25 protein-coding genes are annotated in these 25,917 nt (G+C 63.9%); 7 read left to right on the top strand and 18 right to left on the bottom strand.

Annotation, left to right across the window (positions count from 1 at the left end; translation table 11 throughout):
• Positions 1–95 precede the first annotated feature (95 nt).
• The 3 genes from FAZ97_RS06465 to FAZ97_RS06455 all read right to left on the bottom strand — a co-directional run bounded on the left by FAZ97_RS06465 (position 96) and on the right by FAZ97_RS06455 (position 3,640).
• A complete protein-coding gene (locus FAZ97_RS06465) occupies positions 96–506 on the bottom strand; it encodes a DnaJ family domain-containing protein (protein ID WP_158757695.1) in 411 nt (136 codons plus the stop codon).
• 499 nt (positions 507–1,005) lie between these two features.
• Positions 1,006–2,202, bottom strand: coding sequence for an amino acid aminotransferase (locus FAZ97_RS06460; RefSeq protein ID WP_158757694.1), 1,197 nt, complete (start codon positions 2,200–2,202; stop codon positions 1,006–1,008).
• A gap of 43 nt (positions 2,203–2,245) precedes the next feature.
• A complete protein-coding gene (locus FAZ97_RS06455; RefSeq protein ID WP_158757693.1) occupies positions 2,246–3,640 on the bottom strand; it encodes an amino acid permease in 1,395 nt (464 codons plus the stop codon).
• A gap of 254 nt (positions 3,641–3,894) precedes the next feature.
• Between FAZ97_RS06455 and FAZ97_RS06450 the strand changes: the two genes are divergently transcribed.
• The 4 genes from FAZ97_RS06450 (at position 3,895) to FAZ97_RS06435 (ending at position 7,545) form a co-directional block, all read left to right on the top strand.
• Complete coding sequence (locus FAZ97_RS06450; RefSeq protein ID WP_158757692.1) at positions 3,895–4,368, top strand: Lrp/AsnC family transcriptional regulator; 474 nt, start codon at positions 3,895–3,897, stop codon at positions 4,366–4,368.
• A 211-nt stretch (positions 4,369–4,579) separates the two neighbouring features.
• A complete protein-coding gene (locus tag FAZ97_RS06445; RefSeq protein ID WP_158757691.1) occupies positions 4,580–5,320 on the top strand; it encodes an ATP-binding cassette domain-containing protein in 741 nt (246 codons plus the stop codon).
• Between the two features lie 63 nt (positions 5,321–5,383).
• On the top strand, positions 5,384–6,379 hold the full coding sequence (locus FAZ97_RS06440) for an ABC transporter permease (protein ID WP_158757690.1): 996 nt from the start codon (positions 5,384–5,386) through the stop codon (positions 6,377–6,379).
• A 173-nt stretch (positions 6,380–6,552) separates the two neighbouring features.
• Complete coding sequence (locus FAZ97_RS06435) at positions 6,553–7,545, top strand: sugar-binding protein (RefSeq protein ID WP_233271645.1); 993 nt, start codon at positions 6,553–6,555, stop codon at positions 7,543–7,545.
• Between the two features lie 170 nt (positions 7,546–7,715).
• Here FAZ97_RS06435 and guaA read toward each other — a convergent pair whose 3' ends face one another.
• The 3 genes from guaA to guaB all read right to left on the bottom strand — a co-directional run bounded on the left by guaA (position 7,716) and on the right by guaB (position 11,677).
• Positions 7,716–9,299 (bottom strand): glutamine-hydrolyzing GMP synthase, encoded by a 1,584-nt coding sequence (guaA, locus tag FAZ97_RS06430; protein WP_158757689.1) that lies wholly within the window; start codon positions 9,297–9,299, stop codon positions 7,716–7,718.
• A gap of 191 nt (positions 9,300–9,490) precedes the next feature.
• Complete coding sequence (locus FAZ97_RS06425; RefSeq protein WP_158757688.1) at positions 9,491–10,210, bottom strand: hypothetical protein; 720 nt, start codon at positions 10,208–10,210, stop codon at positions 9,491–9,493.
• A gap of 6 nt (positions 10,211–10,216) precedes the next feature.
• Positions 10,217–11,677, bottom strand: a complete 1,461-nt coding sequence (gene guaB / locus FAZ97_RS06420; RefSeq protein WP_158757687.1) for an IMP dehydrogenase — start codon at positions 11,675–11,677, stop codon at positions 10,217–10,219.
• Positions 11,678–11,947: 270 nt separating this feature from the next.
• Here guaB and FAZ97_RS06415 point away from each other — a divergent pair, with 270 nt between their 5' ends.
• Complete coding sequence (locus FAZ97_RS06415; RefSeq protein WP_158757686.1) at positions 11,948–13,000, top strand: DMT family transporter; 1,053 nt, start codon at positions 11,948–11,950, stop codon at positions 12,998–13,000.
• Positions 13,001–13,093: 93 nt separating this feature from the next.
• Here the strand turns inward: FAZ97_RS06415 and FAZ97_RS06410 are convergent, their stop codons facing one another.
• Complete coding sequence (locus tag FAZ97_RS06410; protein WP_158757685.1) at positions 13,094–13,426, bottom strand: RnfH family protein; 333 nt, start codon at positions 13,424–13,426, stop codon at positions 13,094–13,096.
• Positions 13,423–13,860, bottom strand: coding sequence for a type II toxin-antitoxin system RatA family toxin (locus FAZ97_RS06405; protein WP_158757684.1), 438 nt, complete (start codon positions 13,858–13,860; stop codon positions 13,423–13,425). The genes FAZ97_RS06410 and FAZ97_RS06405 overlap by 4 nt, the downstream gene beginning before the upstream one ends.
• A gap of 102 nt (positions 13,861–13,962) precedes the next feature.
• Between FAZ97_RS06405 and smpB the strand changes: the two genes are divergently transcribed.
• The gene (smpB, locus tag FAZ97_RS06400) at positions 13,963–14,409 is read left to right on the top strand and encodes an SsrA-binding protein SmpB (RefSeq protein WP_028204044.1); all 447 of its coding nucleotides are present in this window, start codon (positions 13,963–13,965) and stop codon (positions 14,407–14,409) included.
• A gap of 73 nt (positions 14,410–14,482) precedes the next feature.
• Here the strand turns inward: smpB and FAZ97_RS06395 are convergent, their stop codons facing one another.
• The 3 genes from FAZ97_RS06395 to ppsA form a co-directional block, all read right to left on the bottom strand.
• Positions 14,483–15,442 (bottom strand): SPFH domain-containing protein, encoded by a 960-nt coding sequence (locus FAZ97_RS06395; RefSeq protein WP_158757683.1) that lies wholly within the window; start codon positions 15,440–15,442, stop codon positions 14,483–14,485.
• A 56-nt stretch (positions 15,443–15,498) separates the two neighbouring features.
• Positions 15,499–15,984 (bottom strand): NfeD family protein, encoded by a 486-nt coding sequence (locus FAZ97_RS06390; protein ID WP_158757682.1) that lies wholly within the window; start codon positions 15,982–15,984, stop codon positions 15,499–15,501.
• A gap of 143 nt (positions 15,985–16,127) precedes the next feature.
• Entirely contained in the window at positions 16,128–18,527 is a 2,400-nt protein-coding gene (ppsA, locus tag FAZ97_RS06385; RefSeq protein ID WP_158757681.1) for a phosphoenolpyruvate synthase, read from the bottom strand.
• Positions 18,528–18,926: 399 nt separating this feature from the next.
• On the opposite strand from ppsA, the gene ppsR reads away from it, so the two are divergent.
• Positions 18,927–19,742 (top strand): posphoenolpyruvate synthetase regulatory kinase/phosphorylase PpsR, encoded by an 816-nt coding sequence (gene ppsR / locus FAZ97_RS06380; RefSeq protein ID WP_158757680.1) that lies wholly within the window; start codon positions 18,927–18,929, stop codon positions 19,740–19,742.
• Positions 19,743–19,817: 75 nt separating this feature from the next.
• Here ppsR and FAZ97_RS06375 read toward each other — a convergent pair whose 3' ends face one another.
• The 7 genes from FAZ97_RS06375 to FAZ97_RS06345 all read right to left on the bottom strand — a co-directional run bounded on the left by FAZ97_RS06375 (position 19,818) and on the right by FAZ97_RS06345 (position 25,908).
• On the bottom strand, positions 19,818–20,603 hold the full coding sequence (locus tag FAZ97_RS06375) for a TrmH family RNA methyltransferase (protein ID WP_158757679.1): 786 nt from the start codon (positions 20,601–20,603) through the stop codon (positions 19,818–19,820).
• Positions 20,604–20,704: 101 nt separating this feature from the next.
• Positions 20,705–21,481, bottom strand: coding sequence for a ribonuclease HII (gene rnhB, locus FAZ97_RS06370; protein ID WP_158757678.1), 777 nt, complete (start codon positions 21,479–21,481; stop codon positions 20,705–20,707).
• A complete protein-coding gene (lpxB, locus tag FAZ97_RS06365) occupies positions 21,478–22,647 on the bottom strand; it encodes a lipid-A-disaccharide synthase (RefSeq protein WP_158757677.1) in 1,170 nt (389 codons plus the stop codon). The genes rnhB and lpxB overlap by 4 nt, the downstream gene beginning before the upstream one ends.
• A 3-nt stretch (positions 22,648–22,650) precedes the next feature.
• A complete protein-coding gene (lpxA, locus tag FAZ97_RS06360) occupies positions 22,651–23,439 on the bottom strand; it encodes an acyl-ACP--UDP-N-acetylglucosamine O-acyltransferase (protein ID WP_158757676.1) in 789 nt (262 codons plus the stop codon).
• Between the two features lie 78 nt (positions 23,440–23,517).
• The gene (gene fabZ / locus FAZ97_RS06355; protein ID WP_112172932.1) at positions 23,518–23,982 is read right to left on the bottom strand and encodes a 3-hydroxyacyl-ACP dehydratase FabZ; all 465 of its coding nucleotides are present in this window, start codon (positions 23,980–23,982) and stop codon (positions 23,518–23,520) included.
• Between the two features lie 253 nt (positions 23,983–24,235).
• Positions 24,236–25,309 carry a UDP-3-O-(3-hydroxymyristoyl)glucosamine N-acyltransferase gene (lpxD, locus tag FAZ97_RS06350; protein WP_158757675.1) on the bottom strand — a complete coding sequence of 358 codons (1,074 nt, stop codon included), beginning with the start codon at positions 25,307–25,309 and terminating at the stop codon, positions 24,236–24,238.
• A gap of 47 nt (positions 25,310–25,356) precedes the next feature.
• Positions 25,357–25,908, bottom strand: coding sequence for an OmpH family outer membrane protein (locus FAZ97_RS06345; RefSeq protein ID WP_158759074.1), 552 nt, complete (start codon positions 25,906–25,908; stop codon positions 25,357–25,359).
• Positions 25,909–25,917 lie beyond the last annotated feature (9 nt).

The raw sequence follows: 25,917 nt of genomic DNA, 5'->3' as shown, positions 1-25,917 counted from the left end.
CGGATCGTCGGGAGCCGGCCCGGTATCCAGACTGGCCGCCGGGTGCGCCGCTTCGCGTTCGCCGCCAGGGGCGTCTGGCTGGACGGGGGAGCCCGTCACACCGCCCCCGCCGCGAGCGTCGCGAGGCCGGGCTCGCCGGCTGCACGCTCGGACAGACGCTCCGCAATGCGGCGGCGATATTCGTGCGGGACGACCATCGGGCCGCCGCGCAACGATTCGAGCGCCATGTCGAGCGCGAGCATGCGCGCGCGCAGACGGCATTGCGCGGCCTTGTCGCGCACGGCGGCGAGGTCGTCTTCAAGGTCGCGCAAGGCGCGCAACTGTTCAACTGCGGGCGGTACGAACCCCGCGTTCTTCAGGATGCGGTGGGCTATGCGCACTTCTTCGGGCACGAGCAGGTCGTCGTCGAGCGCCTGCGGCGCACCGGCGCCGGGCAGGTCGTCGAGGTCACCGCGCGCGGCTGCGGCGGCAATCCGTTGTTCGACCAGGGCATCAAGCAATTTCATCAGCAATCCACTACGTTGCGGCCCACGCATTCTATCAGGGTAAGACCTGGAAGACCGCGCCCGGCTGGCATGTGTGTCATCTCCCCCCTACAGCTTGACAGACCGGGGGTTTGATGCGGGATGAATAGGCGCAGGCGACGAAACCTGGAATTGTCCGATGGCAGGTGTCAGCCCCCGAGGCGTATGGTTAAGCGGTTAGACCCGCTACGCCTTGTGGCCGCCCTCCTCCTCGCCCTCGATGATGAAACGATACGTCTGCCTCAAACAACCCGCTACGCGCCGGCTTCACCGCGCCGCCCTCTGCCTCCTGCTCACCGCCAGCCTTTCGGGTTGCGGCGTGATCTGCGGGGCGGCGGGCAACAGCGGCGGCGGCTTCGCCGGTGGATGCGGCACCACTATGCGGTTCTGACCGCCAGATGCAAAAACGCCGCTGGAGCGCCCGGCTTGTACCGGCACCCCGGCGGCGCTAAAAGGACTTCCGGGCATTTAAGCCCCACTCTCAGTCCTTCATCACCTTGCCGACCGCGTCCACCACGACACCCACATTCTTCTCGTTCAGGCCGGCCACGCACATGCGGCCCGAGCGCAGGATATACACGCCGAATTCTTCCTTCAGGCGTTCGACCTGCTTCTCGCTCAAGCCCGTGTACGTGAACATGCCGCGCTGCTTCACATAGCGCGCGAGCGCCGCTTCGCTCGCATGGACACGCAGGCCGTCGTGAATCGCCACGCGCATGCGCGCAATGCGCTCGCACATCGCCGCCAGCTCCTGCTCCCACGACGCCTTCAGTTCCGGCGTGCTGAGCACGCGCGTAACGATCTTCGCGCCGTGAGTCGGCGGATTGCTGTAGTTCGCGCGCACCGAGCCCGTGAGCTGACCGAGCACGCGGTCGGCTGCCGCCGCGTCTTCGCAGATCACGTGCAGGCCGCCGCAACGCTCGCCGTAGAGCGAAAAGTTCTTCGAGAACGAATTCGCCACGAGCGCCGGCACACCGCGGCGGGCCAGTTCGCGCACCGCGAACGCGTCGTCCTCGAGGCCCGCGCCGAAGCCCTGATACGCCATATCGACGAACGGCAGCAGGTCGCGTTTTTGCAGCACGTCGATCAGTTGCTCCCACTGCGCGCGATCCAGATCGACGCCCGTCGGGTTATGGCAGCACGCATGCAGCAACACGACGCTCTTCGCCGGCAGCGCATCGATGGCCGAGAGCATCGCCTCGAACTTCAGCCCGCCCGTCACTTCGTCGTAGTACGGGTACGTGTTCACCGTGAACCCCGCACGCTCGAAGATGAAGCGGTGGTTCTCCCACGTCGGATCGCTGACCCACACCTGGCTGGTCGCAAAGTAGCGCTTGATGAAATCGGCGCCGACCTTGAGCGCGCCCGAGCCGCCCAGCGTCTGCACGGTCGCGATGCGGCCGGCCGCGCGCGACGGGCAATCCGCGCCGAACACCAGTGCCTGCACGGCGTCGCGGTACTGCGCGAAGCCTGCCATCGGCAGATACGGCTTCGGACCCGGTTCTTCGAGAATCGCCGCCTCGGCCTTGTGGACGGCCTTCATGACGGGCAGACGGCCTTCGTCGTCGAAGTAGATGCCGATGCTCAGATTGACCTTGTTCTGACGCGGGTCCTTCTGGAAGTTCTCGTTGAGCGAGAGGATCGGGTCGCCGGGGTAGGCATCGATGTGTTCGAACATGCTGTTTAACTCTCTGGACGAAATTCGGGACGAATATCAGCGCTTACGGAACCGGCACGCCGCGTTGCAGCGCCGGCGCCGACTTGCGGCACCACAGACGGTAGGCGAGCCCAAGCACGCCCAGCCAGACCGGAATCAGGTACACGGAAATCCGCAAGTCCGGGATCAGATACATTACAACGAGAATGCCGCCGAGGAACACGAGACACACGTAATTCGTCAGCGGATAGCCGAGGCTGCGGAACGTGGTCGTCTGGCCGGTGCGCGCCTTCTCGCGGCGGAATTTCAGGTGAATCAGGCTGATCATCGCCCAGTTGATGATCAGCGCGGACACGACGAGCCCCATCAGCAATTCGAACGCCTTGCCCGGCATGAAGTAGTTGATGATCACGCAGGCGGCCGTGACGAACGCCGATACGCCGAGCGCGGTCAGCGGAATACCGCGCCGGCTCACCTTGAGCAGCGCCTTCGGCGCATTGCCCTGCTGCGCGAGGCCGAACAGCATACGGCTGTTGCAGTACACGCCGCTGTTGTAGACCGAGAGCGCGGCGGTCAGCACGACGACATTGAGCACGTTGGCCACGAGGTCGCTGTTCATCGCGTGGAAGATCAGCACGAAGGGGCTGCCGCCAGCCACGACCTTCTGCCACGGATAAAGCGAAAGCAGCACGCCGAGCGCGCCGATGTAGAAAATCAGGATGCGGTAGATCACCTGATTCGTCGCGCGCGGAATGCTATGCGAGGGATCGTCGGCCTCCGCTGCGGTGATGCCGACAAGCTCCAGCCCGCCGAACGAGAACATCACGACGGCCATCGCCATGACAAGACCCGAAACGCCGTGCGGGAAGAATCCGCCATTGCGCCAGAGGTTCGAGACGCTCGCTTCGGGGCCGGCCGAGCCCGAAAACAGCAGCCAGCCGCCGAAGGCGATCATGCCGACGATCGCCAGCACCTTGATGATCGCGAACCAGAATTCGAGTTCGCCGTACGACTTGACGCTCGTGAGGTTGATGCCGTTGATCAGGACGAAGAACACGAGCGCCGAGACCCACGTGGGCAGCGTCGGCCACCAGTAGTGCATATAGATGCCGACCGCCGAAAGCTCGGCCATGCTCACGAGCACGTAGAGCACCCAGTAGTTCCAGCCGGAGAGAAAGCCCGCGAACGGGCCGAAATACTTGTCGGCGAAATAGCTGAACGAACCGGCGACGGGCTCGTCCACGACCATCTCGCCCAGTTGCCGCATGATGAAGAACGCGACGATCCCGGCAACGCCGTAGCCAAGCAGCACCGAAGGGCCGGCGGTCTGGATTGTCTGCGCGATGCCGAGGAACAGGCCCGTGCCGATCGCCCCGCCCAGCGCAATGAGCTGGATGTGGCGATTCTTGAGGCCGCGTTTTAGCTGGCCGCGATTTTCACGCGTGTCGTTTGAAACCATGTCTCTTCCTGTCTCCGGCTTATCGGCGCGGCGCCCAGGCATCCGGGCAGGATGCGGGCTCCGCCCCACGAAATAAAATTGCGCGCGCAACGTTCTGCGCTGCCGCGCTGCCAGGCTTGACGGTATGGGCCGCCAGCCCGATCGGGTGCGCCCAGTGTATAGTTGGCGCGGAAAAATATGATTTCATCTCGTACGCAGGCAAACCCTGATTGATACAATTCCCTCTCGCCTTAAACCCATCTCACGCAAGATAAATGCAAAATCTCGCGCTCGACACGATCGACATGCGGCTACTCGCCGCACTGCAGGAGCACGGCCGCGCCTCGAACCTCGAACTCGCGGCCGCGATCAAGCTCTCGCCCGCGCAGACGCTGCGCCGTCACCGGCGGCTCGAGGAACTCGGCGTGATCCGGCGCTACGAGACGCGCCTCGACGCCCAGGCGCTCGGCTTCGGCGTGGTCGCCTTCATTCAGGTGACGATGGAACGCGGGCACATGCGCGAGCTCATGAAGTTCAAGGAGCTCGTCGCGACGTTGCCGCAAGTGCAGGAGTGCTACTCCGTGACTGGCGATATCGACTACGTGCTGAAGGTGGTGGCGCGCGATCTGAAGGCGCTATCCGAATTCCTGCTCGATACGCTGATGCGCGCGCCCGGCGTGAACAGCGTGCAGTCGATCGTCTGTCTCGATGAACTCAAGGGGACGAGTGCGATGCCGCTGGAAGCCTGAGACCAACGCGCGCCAGGTCCGTCTGGCGGAGTTTTTCGGCGAAAACGCAATTTTATCTCATCGGGGCCCTTCTGGCGGCGCCGCAGGACCGGCCGATGAAATAGTCTTGCTAAAAGCCCCATCGTGCTCTAAAAAACAGGCTAGTCAGCATGTCTCCCGGCCGCCCTGGACACTGCAGCCAGCGGCTTCACAAGCGCGAGCGCGACAGTCCATGAGTCTTCTTGAACTCAGAGGCGTTTCCAGGCACTTCGGCGCCATTCAAGCGCTGACCGACGTGACGTTGAGCCTGGAACCCGGTCAGGTGGTCGGACTCATGGGCGACAACGGGGCCGGAAAATCGACGCTGGTGAAAGTCATCGCCGGCAACTTCCCGCCCTCCCACGGCGAAGTGCTCATCGACGGCAAGCCCGTTCATTTCAGCCGGCCTGTGGACGCGCGCGCGAAGGGCATCGAGGTCGTGTATCAGGATCTCGCCCTCTGCGACAACCTTACGGCAGCGGCCAATGTCTTTCTCGGGCGCGAGCCGCGCATCGGCATATGGCCCTTTCGCGTGCTCGATCACGCGGCCATGTACCGGCGCGCCGCCGAGCTTTTCAAGGAACTGAAGTCCGAAACGCGCCCGCGCGATCTCGTGCGGCAGATGTCGGGCGGCCAGCGCCAGGCCGTGGCGATTGCGCGCACGCGCCTGTCAGAGGCCCGGCTCGTGCTCATGGACGAACCCACCGCCGCGATCAGCGTGCGCCAGGTGGCGCAGGTGCTCGAACTCATCAAACGCCTGTCCGAGCACGGCATTGCCGTCATTCTCATCAGTCACCGCATGCCTGACGTTTTCGAGGTCGCCCACCGCGTGGTCGTCATGCGGCGCGGGCGCAAGGTGGCGGACAAGCAAACCGCCGCGTCTTCGCCGGAGGAAGTCACCGGCCTGATCACCGGAGCCATCGCCGCCGCCTGAAGCCGATCCGAGGAGAACTGAGGAGACCTGAAATTGAACGATGCGCCGCAAAGGCCAAACCCGATGCCGACAGTGCTTGACGATCCCCAATCCGCGAAGACCCACACCCGCTGGAGTGGACTGCTCGCGAGCCAGGTGTTCTGGGTCGTGCTCGCCACGCTCGTTGCGTGCATCCTGCTCTCGTTCGTCACGTCGACGTTCGCCACGCCGCAGAACCTCTTCAACGTGACGCGCAACTTCGCTTTCGTCGCCATCGTCGCGCTGGGCATGATGGCCATTATCGTCACGGGCGGCATCGACATTTCGGTCGGCTCGACGATCGGCCTGAGCGGCATCGTGCTGGCCGTCGTCATGAACGCGGGCTATCCGATCTGGGCCGGCATTGGACTCGCTCTGCTCGCCGCGGGGACGGTCGGCCTCGTGAATGGCCTGCTCATCGCGTATCTCAACATGCAGCCTTTCGTCGTAACGCTGGGGATGCTGAGCGTGGGCCGCAGCCTCGCGCTCGTGATCTCCGGTAGCCGGACCATCTTCGAATTCGGCCCCGACGGCCACAAGCTGCTCGTGCTCGGCGGCGGCAAGACGCTCGGCGTGGCCAATCCCGTGTGGTTCCTGATTGTCCTCGGCGTGCTGTTCTGGTTCGCCTTTGCCTTCACGCGCTGGGGCCGCTATGTGTTCGCTGTCGGCGGCAACCGGCACGCGGCGAATCTCACCGGCGTGCCAGTGCGGCGCGTGCTCTGCTCGGTTTATGTGCTGGGCGGCCTGATGGCGGGCGTCGCGGCCGTTCTGGAAGTGGGCTGGCTCGGCGCGGTGACCACAGGCCTTGGCACCGGCGACGAACTGCGCGTGATCGCCGCGACGGTGATCGGCGGGACCAATCTCGCGGGCGGCGTGGGTAGCGCCTTCGGCACGATCGTCGGCGCCGCGCTCATCGAAGTGATCCGCAACAGCCTGATCCTGCTCGGCGTCGACTCATTCTGGCAGGGCACCGTGGTGGGCGGCTTCATCATCGTCGCCGTGCTGTTCAACCGGCTCGGCGGCGAGCGTCAAGGAGACTGAACCGTTTTCAGGGAGGCGCGGCCGGACCGCACGCGGAACCGCCGGACGACAGCCATCACACATAACGCAAGGTTCCGCAGGAAGCCCAAGGCACGGGCGCGGGCTTTCCTTCCGATGACGAAGACTGTACGAGACACGCGCGCCGTCCAACCGGCGCCGAACAGGAGGAAACCATGAAGAAGGCGTGGAAGTATCTCGCTGCGATCGGGGGGCTCGCCATGCTGGCCTCTTCCGCGTACGCAGCCGACAAGACCCTCGCGCTGGTCGTGAAGGGCCTCGACAATCCGTACTTCGACCTCATGCACCAGGGCTGCGACCGGGCGAACAAGGAGCTCAGCAAACAGGGCTACAACTGCTACTACACCGGTCCCGCGACGGCCGCGGACGAAAGCGCCGAAGTGCAGATCGTCGACGACCTGCTGACCAAGGGCGTCGCGGCGATTGCGATTTCTCCGTCGAATGCGCCGGCCATTGCCGAAGTGATCCGCCGCCGCAACGCGAAGATTCCGATCATCACCGCGGACGCCGATCTGTTGCCGAAAGACCAGTCGCTGCGCAAGGCGTATGTGGGCACCGATAACTACGAGCTGGGCGTGAAGCTTGGCGAGCAGCTGAAGATGCTGATGCCCAAGGGCGGCAATATTTGTCTCGTGATGGGCAACCCGGCGGCTGAGAACATCAACCAGCGCGCGCAGGGCACGCGCGATGTGCTTTCTGGCAAGAAGGGCATCAAGAAGCTTGCTGGCGAGAACAACTGGCATGAGATCAGCGCCTGCCCGCTTTATGTGAACGACGACGCCGCGAAAGCGAACCAGATGATGCAAGACACGCTCACGGCAAACGCCAATAGTCTCCAGGCGTTCGTGCTCGAGGGTGGCTGGCCGCTCTTTGCGCCCGAGGCGTATTCGCAGGTCGTCGCACCGATCATGGACAAGATCAACAGCGGCCAGTTTGTGATCGTTTCAGCCGATACGCTCGGGCCGGAGTTGCAGGCGCTCAAGGATCACAAGGTCAATGTGCTGGTTGGGCAGCGGCCGGAGGAAATGGGCTATCAGGCGGCGATGGTCATGCGTGACCTGGCCGAAGGGAAGACGGTGAAGCCGATTATTCACACTGGGCTGGATACTTGTACATGGAAGAATGCGGATACTTGTTTGAAGCATTGAGGGCGTAACCGTGCGCGGGCCGAGGCTTGGATAGCTCGGCTTGCGATTGCGGGGGTTGGCGTTGCGCGGCGCCGCTGCGAGCATCGGCAGGAACCAGAAACACAAAACCCGCGTTGACTCAAAGTGCCGAACGCGGGTTTTTGGATCGCTAACAGGTTAGCGGGAGAACATCACTCCCACTCAATCGTCGCTGGCGGCTTACCCGATATGTCATACACGACACGATTGATCCCGCGCACTTCATTGATGATGCGGTTCGACACGTGCCCAAGCAGCTCATGTGGCAAATGCGCCCAGTGCGCCGTCATGAAGTCGAGCGTCTGCACTGCACGCAACGCGACGACATACTCGTAAGTCCGCCCGTCGCCCATCACGCCCACGCTCTTCACGGGCAGGAACACAGCGAACGCCTGGCTCGTCAGCTCGTACCAGGACTTCCCGGTTTCCTTATCAATCGTGCTACGCAGCGTCTCGATAAAGATCGCATCGGCACGGCGCAGCAGATCCGCAAAATCGCGCTTCACTTCGCCGAGAATACGCACGCCGAGGCCCGGGCCCGGGAACGGATGGCGATAGACCATCTCATGCGGCAGGCCGAGCTTCACGCCCAGTTCGCGCACTTCGTCCTTGAAGAGTTCACGCAGCGGTTCGAGCAGCTTGAGGTTGAGCGTTTCCGGCAGGCCACCCACGTTGTGGTGGCTCTTGATCGTGTGCGCGGCCTTCTTGCCCTTGCCGGCCGACTCGATCACATCGGGATAGATCGTGCCTTGCGCGAGCCACTTCGCGTCGGTGAGCTTGCCCGCTTCGGTCTGGAACACCTCGACAAACTCCGCGCCGATGATCTTGCGCTTCGCTTCCGGGTCGGTCACGCCCGCGAGCTTCGACATGAATGCTTCGCTCGCGTCGACGTGGATCACCTTCACGCCGAGGTTGTCGGCGAACATCGACATCACCTGCTCGGCTTCGTTCAGCCGCAGAAGGCCGTGATCGACGAACACGCAGGTCAACTGGTCGCCAATCGCGCGGTGCAGCAGCGCTGCCGCGACCGACGAATCCACGCCGCCCGAGAGGCCGAGAATCACGTGCTCGCTGCCCACCTGCTTGCGGATCGTTTCGACGGCTTCGTCAATGTAGTGGCCCATCTCCCAGTCGGCCTTGGCGCCGCAGATGCCGAGCACGAAGCGCTCGAGCATCGCGCGGCCCTGCACGGTGTGCGTGACTTCCGGGTGCCATTGCAGGCCGTAGAAGTGGCGCGCTTCGTCAGCCATTGCCGCGATCGGACACGATTCCGTCGAGGCCATCAGCTGGAAGCCTTGCGGCATTTCCGTGACCTTGTCGCCGTGGCTCATCCACACCTTGAGCATGCCGTGGCCTTCGCTCGTGCGGAAGTCTTCGATGCCTTCGAGGAAGCTCGTGTGGTTGCGCGCGCGCACTTCGGCGTAGCCGAATTCGCGCAGGTGGCCGCCGTCGACCTTACCGCCGAGCTGCTCGGCCATCGTTTGCATGCCGTAGCAGATGCCGAGGACCGGTACGCCCAGTTCGAACACGGCTTGCGGCGCGCGCGGAGTATCGGTGTCGGTAACCGAGTTCGGGCCGCCCGAGAGGATGATGCCCTTCGGTGCGAATTCGCGAACGAACGCGTCGTCCACATCGTACGGATGGATTTCCGAGTAGACGTGGGCTTCGCGCACGCGGCGCGCGATGAGCTGGGTGACTTGCGAGCCGAAGTCGAGGATCAGGATTTTGTCGTGCATGGCTGCGGACGAGACCTAAAAAAGAACGGATACGAAAAGCTGCGCGACAGTGCAAACGCACGCAGCGTGAATTCATCGGGACCAAGGCAGCGCACTACGGCGGAACCGGGTAGCGCAAGTTCGGGTGTACTTTGGGCGCTGCTTTGGACGCATTGAGTCTGGTGTTTCGGGGGCCGGGTCTAAGCGCGGCCTCAGCCACGCAGCGGCGGCCTCGGCGCGTCGGCCGCTTCGTCGCGAGCCGCCTGGCGCGCCTCTTGAGCTTGCGCGGTGCTGGCGGCCGGCGGCGTCACCGGCAACGGACGAGGCGTCACCGGTGGAACGGCTGCGGGCGTCACGGTCGGGACTTCCACGACGGGTTCGACCGGTGCTGCTGGTCGTTTCACCTCACGCGCACCCCACGCCATCGTTCTCATGAAGCCCGGCTTCGCATACGTCACCGGCTCTTCGCGCCGTTCGAGCCGCTCCCTCTCCGCTTTACGCTGCTGCGTAGAGTCGCCGCTCGCCTGCCCCTTCTGGCGCTTACGCACCGCACCCGCGAGCCGGGCGCCGCCGAGGCCGAGGATGATCAGCCACACGCCAACCGCACCGGCCACCAATTGGCCCAGCCCCGTGAGTTGCGGCGCGCGCAGGCCGATCAGCCAGACCAGCATCAGCACGCCGGCAATCCAGTTGACGTGCCCCACGGTGCGACCCACAGGCACTGTCATCTCGCCGTGGAAGGCCGCACGCAGCGCAAGCCACGCGAAGCCCAACAGCACCACACCAAACGCCTGCCCAACGAGCGCCGGCTGCGTTTGCACCAGTTGCAAGGCGTTGTACACCAGGGTCGATGGCGTGAGAACGAACAGCACACCGAACCCCAGCAACGTCAACGCATCGACAATCAGCAGCACGCGCAGCAGCGGCTTCATCGGGGTTTAGTCCACGTGATAGTTGGGCGCTTCCTTCGTGATCTGCACATCGTGCACGTGCGATTCGTTCAGGCCGGCGCCGGTGATCTGCACGAACTCCGCCTTCGCATGCAGGTCGTCGATCGTGCGGCAACCGCAGTAGCCCATCGAGGCGCGCACGCCACCGATCAGCTGGAACAGGATTGCATTGATGGGGCCCTTGTAGGCAACGCGGCCTTCGATGCCTTCCGGCACGAGCTTGTCGATATTGGCCGAGTTGTCCTGGAAGTAGCGGTCCGCGGCGCCGTCCTTCATCGCGCCGACCGAGCCCATGCCGCGATACGACTTGTACTGGCGGCCTTGATACAGAAACACGTCGCCCGGCGACTCTTCGGTGCCCGCGAACATGCTGCCCATCATCACAGCGTTCGCGCCGGCTGCCAGCGCCTTCGAAACGTCACCCGAGTAGCGCACGCCGCCGTCGGCGATGCACGGCACGCCAGTGCCCTTGAGCGCTTCCGAGACATTGGAGATCGCGCTGATCTGCGGCACGCCCACGCCTGCCACGATACGCGTCGTGCAGATCGAGCCCGGGCCGATACCGACCTTCACGCCGTCTGCGCCGTACTCGACGAGTGCACGCGCCGCGTCGGCCGTGGCGATGTTGCCGCCGATCACTTCGACGTGCGGGAAGCTCTTCTTGACCCAGCGAACGCGCTCGAGCACGCCCTTGCTGTGGCCGTGCGCCGTATCGACCACGATCACGTCCACGCCGGCCTGGACCAGCAGCTCGACGCGCTCTTCGTTGTCCGGACCCACGCCGACGGCCGCGCCTGCGCGCAGCTTGCCGTGCTCGTCCTTACAGGCGGCCGGGTGCTCGGTCTGCTTCGTGATGTCCTTGACCGTCATGAGACCGCGCAGTTCGAACGCGTCGTTCACGACCAGCACGCGCTCGAGGCGGTGGCTGTGCATGAGCGCCTTGGCTTCATTGAGCGGAGTGCCTTCCTTGACGGTGACGAGGCGCTCGCGCGGCGTCATGATCGAGCGCACCGGCTCGTCGAAGCGCGTTTCGAAACGCAGGTCGCGGTTCGTGACGATACCGACGAGCTGTGCGCCTTCCACGACCGGGAAACCCGAGATGCCATGCTGCTGCGAAAGCGCAATGACGTCGGCGACCTTCATTTGCGGCGGAATCGTGATCGGATCGCGCACCACGCCCGACTCGAAGCGCTTCACCTTCGCGACCTCGCGCGCCTGCTCGGCCGGCGTGAGGTTCTTGTGGATGATGCCGACGCCGCCCTGCTGCGCCATGGCGATTGCCAGACGGCCTTCCGTGACGGTATCCATAGCGGCCGACACGAGCGGAATGTTCAGGGAGATATTGCGGGTCAGCCGGGTCTTCAGGCTGGTGTCGCGCGGGAGAACGTCGGAGAAGGCGGGGACGAGGAGCACGTCATCGAACGTGAGTGCTTTCTGGATCAGACGCATGGCAAATCCTATAGGCGCAAAAGCAGATTATACGCGATAGCGCCCTGGAAATCATCAGCGCTAACAGTAGCTTAGCGCCGTTTTCGGGATTATTTCCGCGCTCCGGCCCGGCCGGCGCAAGGCGTGCGGGTGCGCCGCGCCTCCGACCCGAATATCGGGCACACGGTGCAGGATTGAACAAGACGGCCACGCACGCCTCCAGTTAAGCTTCGGGCCGTCCTGTTAAAACGGCCCGACTGGGTCACACCGAAGTTTCTGGAGGCAATACAAATGCAGCGTGGTGTGTTGTACGGCGTGCTCGCCGGCGCGTTATGGGGAACGGTGTTCGTCGTGCCCCGGCAACTGACGGAGTTCTCGCCATTGCTCCTGAGCGCGGGCCGCTACGTGATGTATGGGCTTGTCTCGCTCGCCGCGCTCCTGCCCATGCTGCGCCGGGTCTGGCCGCGCTTGACGCGCGCCGATCTCGTCGCGCTCGTGAAGCTCGCGCTCGTGGGCAACGTGCTCTATTACCTCTTTCTCGCGAGCGCGATTCATTTGGTCGGCATCGCCCCGGCCTCTCTAATCGTCGGCGTGCTGCCCGTCACCGTCACGCTGCTCGGCCGCGGCGACCATGGCGCCGTGCCGCTTTCACGCCTCATCTGGCCGCTCGCCATGATTGCGGCCGGCATCGTCTGCATCAACGTGGACGTGTTTACCGCCGCTGGCAACGCAGACGGCGCGAGCGTCCTCACGCGCATCGCTGGCCTTGGCTGTGCCGTCGGCGCGCTCGTGTGCTGGACCTGGTTCGCGGTCGAGAACGCCCGGTACCTGCAGCGCAATGCGCACTTCAGCGGCAACGAATGGTCAGTGCTCTGGGGGGTCGTGACCGGCGCGCTCGGCGCGCTGCTCTGGCTCGGCATTGTCGTCGTGCCGTCGCACTGGGTGCAGGAAACCGTCGCCACCGGCCGCTGGACCACGTTCTGGCAACTGAATCTGGTGCTCGCGATCGGCGCCTCGTGGCTCGGCAACGGGCTGTGGAACGCCGCCGCGAAACGCCTGCCGCTCACGCTCTCGGGTCAGATGATCGTCTTCGAAACGCTGTTCGCCCTGCTCTACGGCTTTATTTATGATCACCGCCTGCCGCGCGGTCTGGAAATCGCGGCCGTCTTGCTGCTGGTGGCGGGCGTGAGCTGGTCGGTGCGCCGGCATTCGGGTGGCCCCGAAGATACCGCGCATGGCGACGGCATCGTGCCGGACGGCGATCTACCAGGAATCGGCAACGAAAGCCGCCTCGCGCACCCCACTGCCGACGTGAAGCGAAGCGCTCGTACCACCACCGCCTGAGCGGCGCCCCAAAAAGCCGAATGGGCGAGACAGCGCAAGCTGTCTCGCCCATTGCGTTTGTGCGACTACCACGTGGAAACGCGCTATCAGCCGTTAGCGCGAGTCCTTGGGCAACCACTTGCGCCCTTCGATCGAGCCTTCCTTGCGGGTCTTGTCGACGCGGCGCTGGCGCGCCATCTTCGGGTCGACGATCAGCGGCCGGTAGATTTCAACGCGGTCATGGTCGGCGAGCACGGTGTCGAGCGGCTTGAGCTTGCCGTACACGCCCACCTTGAGCTTCGCCAGATCGATCTCGGGATGGCGCGCGAGGATGCCGCTCGCGTCGATGGCCTGCTGAACGGTCGCGCCAGGCGGCAGTTCGATGCTGATGAGCGTTTGCGTGTCCGGCAGCGCGTAGCAGACGTCGATAGAAAGGTTCGCGCTCATGGCTTGCCGTAGCGCTGGTCGGCGCGCTTCACGAAAGAGTCGACGAAGGTGTTCGCGATGTGATGGAACACCGGCCCGATGAGCTTTTCGAGAATGATGTTTGAAAACTCGTAATGCAGCGCAAACTCGATCTTGCAGGCGTCGGCGCGCAGCGGCGTGAAGCGCCAGTAGCCCGTGAACTTGCGGAAGGGGCCGTCGGCGAATTCCATGTCGATGCGCTCGGGCCGCTTTTGCGAGTTGCGCGTGGCGAAGTGCTGCTTGATGCCCTTGAAGTTGATGTCGATCTTCGCCTCCATGCCGTTTTCGTCCTGACGGCGAATCTCGACGCCGCCGCACCACGGCAGGAAGTTGGGGTAGTCGGCGACGTCTGTGACGAGGTCGAACATCTGCTCCGCCGAATGGCGAATCAACACGGTTTTCTGGACATCCGCCATAAATTGCGCAATGCGTGGCTAGGGTGAAAGCGCCACGGGCTTTCGGAAGCCCGCTTTGCTAAAATCGCAATTTTAAACGAGTTGGGCCAATCCCATTTTCCTATGAGCATCATCGACAACAGAAAAGCGTTCTTCGATTACTTCATCGAAGAGCGCCACGAGGCTGGGCTCGTGCTGGAAGGATGGGAAGTCAAGGCCATGCGCGCCGGGCGAGCCAACATCAAGGAAAGCTACGTCATGATCAAGGATGGCGAGCTGTACCTGATCGGCACGCACATCAGCCCGCTGCCCGAGGCTTCGACGCACATCCAGCCCGACCCCACCCGCATCCGCAAGCTGCTCCTGAAACGCGAAGAAATCGATAAGCTGATCGGGAAGGTTGAGCAGCGCGGCTTCACGCTCGTGCCGCTCAACTTCCATTACAAGGGCGGCCGCGTGAAGTGCGAGATCGGTCTCGCCAAGGGCAAGAAGCTGCACGACAAGCGCGAAACCGAGAAGAAACGCGACTGGGAGCGGGAAAAGGCGCGCTTGATGCGCTCGCCCACCTGATTTCGCTGGGGAACGTTCAAATGAAAAACGGGCCGCTCACGCGGCCCGTTGTCATTTTCGGCAGCCTTCGCGCTTATGCTCCCTTCGGCGCTCCGGCGCCGCTGATCTGCCCCTCGCGCAAACCCGCCCGATTCACAATCGTGAGCGCCGAAGCGATCATCGTGCTCAGATCGCCCATGTTGCCCGGCACGATCAGCGTATTGCCCTGCTTCGCGAGATTGGCGAAAGCATTCACGTACTGCTCGGCCACCTTCAGGTTGACGGCATCCATGCCGCCCTGCGCCTGAATCGAGTTGCCGATCTTCTGGATGGCCTGCGCATTCGCCTCGGCCACGGCGAGAATGGCGGCCGCCTGGCCCTGCGCCTGATTGATGGCCGCCTGGCGCTCGCCCTCCGACTTCTGGATCGCCGCCTCGCGCGCCCCTGCCGCCAGATTGATCTGCTCCTGCTTGCGGCCTTCCGAGGCTGCGATGAGCGCGCGCTTTTCCCGCTCGGCGGTAATCTGCGCCTGCATGGCGTGCAGGATTTCCTTCGGCGGCGTCAGGTCCTTGATTTCGTAGCGCAGCACTTTCACGCCCCAGTTCGAGGCGGCTTCGTCGAGCGCCGACACGACGCTATGGTTGATGAAGTCGCGTTCCTCGAAGGTCTTGTCGAGTTCGAGCTTGCCGATGACGGAACGCAGCGTGGTCTGCGAAAGCTGCGTAATCGCGAACACGAAATTGCTCGACCCGTACGACGCCTTCATCGGATCGGTCACCTGAAAGTACAGCACGCCGTCTACCTGAAGCTGGGTGTTGTCGCGCGTGATGCAAACCTGACTCGGCACATCGAGCGGAATCTCCTTGAGCACGTGCTTGTAGGCCACGCGATCCACGAACGGCAGCACGATCGTCAACCCAGGCGTGAGCGTCGCATGGTAGCGCCCAAGCCGTTCGAGCACCCAGGCATGCTGCTGCGGCACGATCTTGATGGTCTGCGCGATCAGCACGATGACGATCACGAGCAGAATCAGGCCGACGACTGGGACTTGCATACGGGACCTCCGTTCGCTTCTGTTTGGATTGCTGGTGTGATTCTGAATTCGAGCGGTCACGCGTGGCGCGCGCCGTCGCGAGCGGTGCCGGACGCATCGGCTTCGCGCCGCTCGTGCTTTGCCGCAACGATCAGGCAACTGCCGCGCACCGCCTTGATTTCATAGAGCGGCGCATCTTCGGGCTCGCCAGGTGCGAGTTCGACGTCCCATTCGGCGCCGCGATACATCGTGCGCGCGCGGCCGTCGCGCCAGGCGGCGACGGCAAGTGTTTCGCCAATATCGAGGTTCACGCCCGGATCGGTCGAGGCGTCGGCCATGCGCCGGCGGCGGCCAAAGCGCGAGCGCCGCAGCGTGACCACGGCTGCGAGACCAACCACCGCTGCGACAATGAACTGCACGTCGAGCGGCGCACCAAGCTCATAGCTGAGCGCACCGGCGAGGAAGCCGAGCGCAATCATCAAAAGGTAGAAGGTGCCGGTCATCAGCTCGGCGACGATGAGCACGCCGGCGGCAATCCACCAGAACAAACCATGCGGACCCACGACGACCTCCCAAAGTAAAACACCCCGGATAGACCGGGGTGTTATAGCACGAAGCTGACACTTTTTTCCGCAGCGTGCAACGCCGCTCAGGAAGCTGTATCAAGCTGCGTATGCGCCGAGGATACGCACCCTCGGCACCGCGCTTACTTCGACTGCGACTTCGCCAGCTGCTGCCACGTCTCGACAACCGAGTCCGGGTTCAGCGAGATCGAAGCGATGCCTTCTTCCGCGAGCCACTGGGCGAAGTCCGGATGATCGGACGGACCCTGACCGCAGATGCCGACGTACTTGTTCAGACGACGGCAGGTTTCGATCGCGCGCTTGAGCATGAACTTCACGGCCGGATCGCGCTCGTCGAAGTCGACGGCCAGCAGTTCCATGCCCGAGTCCCGGTCGAGGCCGAGCGTGAGCTGCGTGAGGTCGTTCGAGCCGATCGAGAAGCCGTCGAAGTACTGCAGGAATTCTTCGGCGAGAATCGCGTTCGACGGCACTTCGCACATCATGATGAGCTTGAGGTCGTTCACGCCGCGCTTGAGGCCGAACTTCTCGAGCAGACCCACCACGCGCTCGGCTTGCTTGAGCGTACGCACGAACGGCACCATGATCTCGACGTTCGTGAGACCCATCTCTTCACGCACGCGCTTGAGCGCCAGGCACTCCATTTCGAACGCTTGCGCAAAGTCCTCGGCGATGTAACGCGACGCGCCGCGGAAGCCCAGCATCGGGTTTTCTTCGTCCGGCTCGTAGCGCGAACCGCCGATCAGCTTCTTGTACTCGTTCGACTTGAAGTCGGACAGACGCACGATGACGGGCTTCGGATAGAACGCCGCCGCGATCGTGGCGATGCCTTCCGTGAGCTTGTCGACGTAGAACGCGCGCGGCGATGCATGACCGCGAGCCACGCTTTCCACGGCCTTCTTCAGGTCCGCGTCGACGTTCGGGTACTCGAGAATCGCCTTCGGGTGCACGCCGATGTTGTTGTTGATGATGAACTCGAGACGCGCGAGGCCAACACCCGCATTCGGCAGTTGCGAGAAGTCGAACGCGAGCTGCGGATTGCCGACGTTCATCATGATCTTGACCGGAATGGCCGGCAGCTCGCCACGCTGGACTTCGCTGACTTCGGTTTCGAGCAGACCGTCGTAGATGCGGCCTTCGTCGCCTTCGGCGCACGAAACCGTCACGAGCGCGCCATCCTTCAGCACGTCGGTCGCGTCGCCGCAGCCCACGACTGCCGGCACGCCCAGTTCACGCGCGATGATCGCCGCGTGGCAGGTACGGCCGCCACGGTTCGTGACGATGGCCGAAGCGCGCTTCATCACCGGCTCCCAGTTCGGGTCGGTCATGTCGGCGACCAGCACGTCGCCCGGCTGCACGCGTTCCATTTCGGACGGGTCGTGAATCACCTTCACGCGGCCCGCGCCGATCTTCTGGCCAATTGCGCGGCCCGTTGCCAGAACCTGCGACTGGCCCTTGAGCTTGAAGCGCTGCTCGACCTTGCCCGCGGCCTGGCTCTTCACCGTCTCCGGACGCGCCTGGAGAATGAAGATCTTGCCGTCGAGGCCGTCCTTGCCCCACTCGATGTCCATCGGACGCTGGTAGTGCTTTTCGATGATGACGGCGTACTTGGCCAGCTCGATCACGTCTTCGTCGGTGATCGAGAAGCGGTTGCGCTGTTCGTGCGTGACGTCGACCGTCTTCACGCGGCCCGGCTCGCCCGGCTGCGTGAATTCCATCTTGATGAGCTTTGAGCCGATCGAGCGGCGGATGATCGGGGCCTTGCCCTGGGCGAGCGTGGTCTTGAAGACGTAGAACTCGTCCGGATTCACCGCGCCCTGCACGACCGTCTCACCGAGACCGTAGCTCGACGTGATAAAGACCGCATCCTTGAAGCCCGATTCCGTATCGAGCGTGAACATCACGCCAGCAGCGCCGCGGTCCGAACGGACCATGCGCTGGACGCCCGCCGACAGTGCGACTTCGGCGTGGGTGAAGCCCTTGTGGACACGATAGGAAATCGCGCGGTCGTTGTAGAGCGACGCGAACACGTGCTTGAGGCGATCGAGCACGTCTTCGATGCCTACCACGTTGAGGTAGCTTTCCTGTTGACCGGCAAACGATGCGTCGGGCAGGTCTTCCGCCGTTGCCGACGAACGCACGGCGAACGACAGTTCAGACGGTGAACCGTTCTGCAGCGTTTCGAAGCCGGCGCGGATGTCCGCTTCGAGCTGCGGCTGCAGCGGCGCGTCGATGATCCATTGACGGATCTCCTTGCCGGCTTCGGCCAACGCCTTCACGTCGTCGACGTCGAACGTCTCCAGGCGAGCGGCGATCCGTTCGGTCAGGTTGTTATGTTTCAGGAAGTCGCGGAAGGCGACCGCAGTCGTGGCGAAGCCCGTGGGCACACGCACGCCTGCTTCAGCCAACTGGCTGATCATTTCGCCGAGCGAGGCGTTCTTGCCGCCCACGATCTCGACATCGGTCATCCGCAACTGCTCGAAAGGCACTACATAAGCCTGATCCTTGGCAACGGTGTTAGTCATACAAGCCCCTAAGTGTGAAAAAAATTCACGATTGCGCAAGTGGGCTCGAACGCGGTCCGCCCATTGGAAGCGGATTCGCGTCTTGCGCAACCTGTTGGAGAAGCAATCGCTCGGGCGCCGAGCGAAGTACCATTCAATGGAAAAGCACGAAGATGCGCGCGATTACATGGCGTTAGATGAAATCGCTGCAAATTGACACCAGAATGCGCCGCGATAGGCGGCTGTTTGGCGCGGTTGCACTGCAATTGCTTATCCAACAGGTTGCCGCTATTCTACCGTGCCGACTCTGGAATTTGTGCCAGTCGGCGAGAATTGCCCCTCGGTCCCGCCGGACGGGGCTTTCCGGGCGCCCAAGCCTGTCCCGAGCGGCCCTGCAGCTCACGTACCCAGCCTCAACCGATGCCGCCTACCGTATTCATCGTCTCCGACGGTACCGGGATCACTGCCGAGACCTTCGCGCATTCGATCCTGTCGCAGTTCGACCAGAAATTCCGCCTCGTGCGCGTGCCCTTTGTCGATTCGACCGACAAGGCCTACTCCACCGCCCAGAAGATCAACGAAGCCGCAGTGCAGGAAGGCCGCCGTCCGATCGTGTTCACGACGCTCGTGGACAGCAACTCGAACGAGATCGTCAAGCGCGCGAATGCGCTCGTGATGGACATGTTCCAGACCTTCGTGGAGCCGCTCGAACAAGAGCTGGAGCTCAAGTCGAGCCACGCGATGGGCCGCGGCCACCAGAACGCCGACACCGACGAGTACAAGAACCGTATCGAGGCGATCAACTTCTCGCTCGCGCACGACGACGGCCAGTCCGACCGCAATCTCGCCGACGCCGACGTGATCCTCGTGGGCGTGTCGCGCAGCGGCAAGACGCCGACGAGCCTGTATCTCGCCATGCAGTACGGCGTAAAGGCCGCGAACTACCCGCTCATTCCCGACGATTTCGAGCGCGGCAAGCTGCCGAATGCGCTGCTTTCGCATCGCACGAAGATCTTCGGCCTGTCGATCGATCCGCAGCGTCTCACCGAGATCCGCAACGAGCGGCGCCCGGGCAGCAAGTACGCCGCGCTGGAGAACTGCCGTTATGAAGTGAACGAAGCCGAAGCAATGATGCGCCGCGAAGGCATCAAGTGGCTCTCGTCGACGCACAAGTCGATCGAGGAAATCGCCACGACGATCCTGCAGGAAATCCGCATCGACAAGCCGTCGTATTGAAACGGCCTGCCAGACACGAAAAAGCCCGCGTCGTGACGCGGGCTTTTTATTGCTGATTGCTGATTGCTGCGAGCGTCAGCGCGCATGCCGTTGCTGCCGGCATTGCTCGAACACGCACACAGCCGCCGCCGCCGCGACGTTGAGCGACTCCATGCCGCCGGGCTGCGGGATCGTCACACGCAGCGCCGCCACGTCGCGCCAGACCTGCGACACGCCCGCCCCTTCGTTGCCGAACACCCACGCGACCTGCCCCGTGAGATCGGCCTCGTCGAGCGCCTGCGCGCCGTGCGAATCGGTGATGACGACCGGCACGCCAAGCATCTCGACGAGTGCTTCGGCTTCCACGTTCTCGAACACCTGCAGGAGGAAGTGCGCGCCCATCGCCGAGCGCAGCACCTTCGACGACCACACGTAGGCCGTGCCCGGCGTGCAAAAGACCTTGTCGATGCCCGCGGCCGCCGCGCTGCGCAGGATCGAGCCGACGTTGCCGGCGTCCTGCAATCCGTCGAGCACGAGGCAAGTCGATCCGACGCGCTCGGGCAACTGAGCCTCAGGCATATCGACGAGCAACAGCAACCCCACGCCATGCACGACGTTCGAGAGTTGCCCGAAGAGCGCGTCGGGCAGTGAGATCACGCGGCGCTCGTCCACGCGGGCGACGATGGTCTGCGCCTCTTCATGCGCGAGCGCGCCTTCGGTCACCACGCAGTATTCGGGCTGCGAGCCGCCGTCGAGCCACGCGCTCGCGAGGTGGAAGCCTTCCAGCAAAGCCTGGTGGCTACGCCGCTGTTGATGCGTCGAGCCGGCCAGCGCCTTCAGGCGTTTGTAGAGCGGATTGTCGCGTGAGGTAATGGCTTTCACGGGCGGGCCTGGCGTGTCAAATGAGGATCGAGAGAGAAAAGCGGCGGCGCCTGTACTACGCGAAACGGCGCCGGCTCGCGTGAGACGCCGTCAGCGGCGACTCAAGGAAGCGGCGCGAAGGCGTCGCCTTCTTCGAGGCCGGCGACAGTGCTGAGCACCGTCGAAACACCGGACAGGACGTTGCCGTGCAACGCGTACGCTTCGCGCACGGGCGCGAACGAACGCCGATGATGCTCGCACGGACCATGCACTCGCAACGCTTCGAGATGCTGCGGCGTGCCGTAGCCCGCGTGGGCGTCGAAACCGTAATGCGGATGGACCTGGTGCAGATCGACGAGCATGCGGTCGCGCGTGACCTTCGCGATGATCGACGCCGCCGAAATGCTCGGCACGAGCGCGTCGCCGCCAATCACCGCCTCGCTGCGCACCGGCATCACGGGGCAGCGATTGCCGTCGATCTTCGCAAGCGTCGGCACGATGCTCAAGCCTTCAACGGCGCGCCGCATCGCCAGCATCGTGGCGTGCAGGATGTTGAACGTATCGATTTCCTCGACGCTCGCAGAAGCGACGCACCACGCAAGCGAACGCTCGACGATGCGCTCGTAGAGCGCTTCGCGCGCCTGAGCAGTCAGCACCTTCGAATCGTCGAGCCCGCGGATCGGCCGCGCCGGATCGAGAATCACCGCCGCCGCGACCACAGGCCCCGCGAGCGGGCCACGCCCCGCCTCGTCCACGCCGCAAATCACATCGTCTGGCGACTCGAACAGCAGCCCGGCTTGCCGCGCTGCCTTGCGGCGCGCGGCGAGTTTGAGCGCCGCCTGCGACGGCGGCTTTTTTACGGCCGGCGCTTTCGCGCGCTTGATCGTACCCTCGCTCATGCCCGCCCCTTGCGGCGTTCGACGATGCTCGCGACCACTTCGGCCGCGCGCTCCGCGGTGTTCTGGCGCAGGGTCAGATGCATCTGCGTGAACACCTCGGTCAGCGTGCGCCGGTTTGCCTCGTCCTGCAACTGCGTGAGCGTCGCGTCGGCAAGCGCCTCCGGCGTCGCGAAATGCTGCAGGATTTCCGGCACGACGAAGCGGCCCGCGAGAATGTTCGGCAGGCCCACATATGGCAGATAGGCCTGGCGGCGCATGATCTGCCCCGTGAGCCAGGGCACCTTATAGGAGATGACCATCGGCTTCTTGAGCAGCGCCGCTTCGAGCGTGACCGTGCCGCTCTTCACGAGGATCGCGTCGGCAGCCGTCATCGCGAGTTGCGACTGGCCATCGATGATCGTGAGCGCGAGGCCCTGGTGCGCGTTGGCGAGTTCCTGCAACTGCGCGTGGATAGCGGGCGTTGCCGCCGGCATCACGAAGCGCAGCGCGGGCTCGCGCCGCTGCATGATCTGCATCGCGTCGAAGAAGGTCGGCCCGATCAGATTGATTTCAGAGCGTCGGCTGCCCGGCAGCACCGCGATCACCGGGCCGCTTTCCGGCAGGCCAAGGGTACGGCGCGCCCCGGCCATGTCCGGTTCGAGCGGAATCTCGTCAGCGAGCGGATGACCCACATACGACGACGCCACCCCAGCTTTCTCGAGCAGCGCCGTTTCGAACGGGAACACGCACAGCATGTGATCCACAGCCTTCTGGATCTTCTTGATGCGACCGCCGCGCCACGCCCAGATCGACGGGCAGACGAAGTGGATCGTCGGAATGCCCGCGTCGCGCAGCGCGTGCTCCAGACCGAAGTTGAAGTCAGGCGCATCCACGCCAATGAAGGCGTCAGGCGGGTCGGCCAGCAACTGATGCTTGAGCTCGTTGCGGATGCGCAGAATCTCGGGAATGTGCCGCAGCGCCTCGACGTACCCGCGCACCGAGAGCTTTTCCATCGGCCAGTGCGCGTCGAAACCGGTGGCCATCATGCGCGGGCCGCCGATTCCGTAGTACTGCGTAGTGTCGGGCAAGCGGGCCTTGAGACCCGCGAGCAGCGATGCCGCGAGCAGGTCGCCGGACGGCTCGCCGGCGACCATCGCGAGGCGCAGCGGACGCGTTTGCAGCGCCATCGATCAGCGAATGATGCCGCGTTGCGACTGTTCGACGAAGTCGAGCAGCGCCTTCACGTGCACGTCGCCATCGCCGCCCGCCTGCGCGAGATCGGCGAGCTGCACCTTCGCCTCTTCGAGCGAAAGCCCGTTTTTGTAGAGCGTGCGATATGCCGAGCGCAGCGCGGAAATCGCGTCGGCCGAGAAGCCGCGGCGGCGCAGACCTTCGACGTTGATGCCGTGCGGCACCGCCTTGTTCCCGGCGGCGATCACGAACGGCGGCACGTCCTGCACGAGTGCCGAGGCGCCGCCGACCATCGAATGCGCGCCAATGCGCACGAACTGATGCACGCCGGTCATGCCGCCGACGATCGCGTGATCGTCGACGATCACGTGGCCCGCGAGCTGCGCGTTGCTCGACATGATGATGTTGTTGCCGAGGCGGCAATCGTGGCCGACGTGCACGTAAGCCATGATCCAGCAGTCATCGCCGATGATCGTGACGCCGGTGTCCTGCACCGTGCCCGTATGCAGCGTCGTGAACTCGCGGATGGTGTTGCGGTTGCCGATCACGAGCTTCGTGGGCTCGCCCTTGTACTTCATGTCCTGCGGACGGCCGCCGATCGACGCGTAATGGCCGATCGTGTTGTCTTCGCCAATCGTCGTGTGGCCTTCCAGCACGCTATGCGAGCCGACCGTCGTGCGCGCGCCGATGGTGACGTTCGCACCGATGACCGCGAACGGCCCGATTTCGACCGATTCGTCGATCTGCGCGCCAGACTCGACGACCGCAGTGGGATGGATCCTGCTCATTCGTCCTCGCTCTCCGATTCTGTTTGCGTGCGGCGGCGCCTCGAGGTCAAGGCGCACTGCGGCATGCGGCAGCGCTTCTTATTGCGCCGCGTCCATTTTCTTGACGGTGCACATGAGTTCCGCCTCGCAAGCCACGGAGCCTTCCACTTCGGCTACCGCCTTGAACTTCCAGATGCCGCGCATGTAGCGCTCGAACGTCACGTTGAGGATGAGCTGGTCGCCCGGTTCGACCACGCGCTTGAAGCGCGCACCGTCGATGCCCACGAAGTAGTACAGCGTATTCTCGAAGTCCTGCTCCTCCTCCGAGAACGTGAGCAGCGCGGCGGTTTGCGCCAGCGCCTCGAGGATCATCACGCCGGGCATGACCGGACGCTGCGGGAAGTGCCCCGTGAAAAAGGGCTCGTTGACCGTCACGTTCTTCAACGCCTTGATGCTCTTGTGCGGCTCCAGCTCGAGAACCCGGTCCACCATCAGGAACGGATAGCGGTGCGGCAACAGCGTGAGAATCTTGTGGATGTCGAAGTTGAGTTTTTCGATGTTCATGGTGGTTCTGCTCACGCAGGAATTGCGCGTGTGACTTTCGATTTCGATATTCGAGGCGCATGACCAAACACGCCCGCGCTGACGCGAAGTATGCGCCACGCCCGGATTCCCGTGCATGAGGATTGCCCCGGGCGGGTAGCCCCGGACGGGTAGCCCCGGGCGGGCAATTCCCCGCGGGAAACTTTGGTCGCCTGCTACGCAAAGCGGCGCGCCGCTCCCGCGACACGCCGCGCGCTACCTCGATACTGCTTTCTTATTCGCCTTGCGGCTTTTGGGCTACTGCCGCCTCAAGCGCCTTAATACGGTCGCGCAGCTTGTCAATGTTACGCAACAGCGCGGCGCTCTTGTTCCAGTCGGCGTGATCGACCGCCGGGAAAGCGCTCGTGTAGATGCCGGCCTTCGGCAACGACTTCGAGACGCCCGACTTCGCCGTGACGATCACGTAGTCGCCCAGCGTGACGTGTCCCGCAATGCCCACCGCGCCGCCGATCATGCAATGGCGCCCGATCGTCGTGCTGCCCGCAATGCCGGCGCAGCCCGCGATGACCGTGTACGCGCCGATCTTGCAGTTGTGGCCGATCTGCACGAGGTTATCGATCTTCACGCACTCTTCGATGATCGTATCGGCCATCGCGCCGCGATCGATCGTGGTGTTCGCGCCGATCTCGACGTCGGGCCCGATGGCCACGCCGCCTACCTGCGGAATCTTGACCCAGCTACCCGTGCGCGCGTCGCCCTCGCCCGTGAAATCGGGGGCGAAACCAAAGCCGTCCGAGCCGATCACGGCGCCGGCGTGCACAATGGCGCGCGCGCCAAGTTTGCAGCTGTGGTAGACGGTCACACCCGGATACAGGTGCGAGCCCTCGCCCACCTGGGTGCCACGGCCGATGAAGACGTTCGCGTCGAGCCGCACGTTTTCGCCGATCACGGCGCCCGCTTCGATCGTGACGTTCGGGCCGATCACCGCGCTCGCGGCGACCTGCGCCTTCGCGTCGACGTGGGCGCTGGCGTGGACGCCTGGCTGCGCTTTCGGCGCGGCGAGGTCGATATACGCCTGCGCGACACGCGCGAAGTAAGCATACGGATTCGGTGTGACGATGAAGTTGCGCCCCTCGCGCGATGCGAGCTTCTCGAGGTCGCCCGGGCTGATGAGCACTGCGCCCGCGCGGGTCGTCTCCACCTGGGCGAGATACTTCGGATTGGCGAGGAACGCGAGTTGTTGCGGACCCGCCTGGTCGAGCGGCGCCAGCGAACTGACGCGTTGCGTCGCGTCGCCTACCACCTCGCCGCCGAACCGCCCGACAATGTCCTCAAGCGTAAATGCCATGCGCGTGCTGCTCCTGCCTTGGTTGCCTTGAATTACTTTTACTTGCCTTAGTTGCTGCTGCTACCACTGCCCGTGCTGTTCGCTGCGAGCGCCTTCAGCACCTGGTCGGTAATATCGATACGCGGGCTCACATACACCGCTTCCTGCACGATCAGGTCGTAATGCTGCTGCTCGGCGATCTGCTTGATCACCTTGTTCGCACGGTCGAGCACCGCCGCCAGTTCCTCATTGCGGCGCTGGTTCAGGTCTTCGCGGAATTCGCGCTGCTTGCGCTGGAAGTCGCTGTCGAGCGCGGAAAGGTCGCGCTGCTTCTGTGCGCGATCGGTTGGCGACATCGACGGGCCGTTCTTGTCGAGCGAATCGGACATCGACTTCAGGCGCTGCGCCATGTCCTGCAGATCCTTGTCGCGCTTGGCGAACTCGGCTTCGAGCTTGGTCTGCGCGGCCTTCGCGGGAGCGGATTCGCGCAGGATGCGATCGGAATTGACCGCCGCGATCCTGGCTTCCTGCGCCTGCGCCACACTCATGCCAAAGCCGAGGAGCGCCAGCGACACGGTAATCGCCCCGATCGTCCGTCTGGAAAACATACCCGTTAGCAAAGTCATCCT

This window comes from Paraburkholderia acidiphila (assembly GCF_009789655.1).
GTDB classification, from domain to species: Bacteria; Pseudomonadota; Gammaproteobacteria; order Burkholderiales; family Burkholderiaceae; genus Paraburkholderia; species Paraburkholderia acidiphila.
This window is presented reverse-complemented; position numbering and strand designations above follow the sequence as displayed.